The sequence below is a fragment of the Streptomyces sp. C genome, from assembly GCF_000158895.1.
Taxonomy (GTDB): domain Bacteria; phylum Actinomycetota; class Actinomycetes; order Streptomycetales; family Streptomycetaceae; genus Streptomyces; species Streptomyces racemochromogenes.
Window position 1 is genome coordinate 663,789 of the sequence record NZ_GG657750.1, and the last position, 1,110, is coordinate 664,898.

Annotated in this window: 2 protein-coding genes; both read right to left on the reverse strand. The window is 74.7% G+C overall.

Going from position 1 to position 1,110, the window contains the following annotated elements; genetic code table 11:
* The coding region (locus SSNG_RS03105; RefSeq protein ID WP_007262336.1) for an ABC transporter ATP-binding protein at positions 1 to 664 on the reverse strand (664 nt) is incomplete at its 3' end.
* A complete protein-coding gene (locus SSNG_RS03110; protein WP_007262337.1) occupies positions 661 to 1,083 on the reverse strand; it encodes a GntR family transcriptional regulator in 423 nt (140 codons plus the stop codon). The genes SSNG_RS03105 and SSNG_RS03110, both read right to left, overlap by 4 nt.
* Between the last annotated feature and the right edge of the window lie 27 nt (positions 1,084 to 1,110).

Below are 1,110 nucleotides of genomic sequence, written 5' to 3' on the forward strand. Positions count from 1 at the left end.
CTCCTGGACGTCGCCGCAGTAGCCGGGCGGCACCGTCCTTGAGGAGCACCACGTGGTCGCAGACGTCCTCCAGTTCGGCCAGGACGTGCGAGGACATCACGATGCCGGTGCCGCGCTCGGCGGCCTCGGTCATCAGCAGGGCCATCACGTCGTGCCGGGCCACCGGGTCGAGGTCGGCCAGCGGCTCGTCCAGGAGCAGCAGGTCGGCGCGCTTGCCGAGGACGAGGGCCAGCGCGACCCGGGTCCGGTTGCCGCCGGACAGCGACCCGACCCGGGTCCCGCGGCGGATGCCCGAGCCGGTGAGCAGCTGCTCGGCGGTGTCCTGGTCCCAGCGGCCGCGGTTGAGGGCGCGGCCCATGCGCAGGGTGTCGGCGACGGTGAAGCCGGCGTGCAGCGGCTTCTCCTGCGCGAGGAAGGCGGTGCGGCGGCGGGCCCCGGGGGTGCCGGGGGCCTCGCCGAAGACGCGTATCCCCCCGCTGGTCGGGCGCAGCAGGCCGGCCGCCAGCTGGAGCAGGGTGCTCTTGCCGGCGCCGTTGGGGCCGACGAGGGCCGTGACGCGGCCCGGGGGCAGCTCGACGTCGCACGCGTGCAGGGCCCGTCGGCCGCCGAACTCCCGCCCGAGCCGGGTGGCCCGTAGTGCCGGCGCGTGGGTCGGATCGCTCACGCCGTTTCCTCTCTCGACTGTCCGGGCCGCCCGGGCCCGGAGGGGTTGAAGCTTTCGTCCACGGCTGCCGCGATCAGCGCCGTGATGTCCTCGCGGTCCAGCCCCTCCTCGCGGGCGCGCGCCATCCAGGCGGCCAGGGCCAGGCGCAGCGGCGAATCGGGGGCCGCGCCGGGGTGCGAGAGGGAGCGGCGGACGAACGTGCCCGCGCCGGGGCGCGGTTCGACGAGCCCTTCGCGTTCGAGCTCGCGGTACGCCTTGAGGACGGTGTTGGGGTTGATGGCGGTGGCCGCCACCACCTCCCGGGCCGTCGGCAGCCGGTCCCCCGGCTCCAGCACGCCCAGCCGCAGGGCCTGTTTGACCTGCGTGACGATCTGCAGATAGGTGGCGACGCCGCTGCGCCGGTCTACTCGGAACTCCATCCCTCCACCTCATTCCACTAACACGTT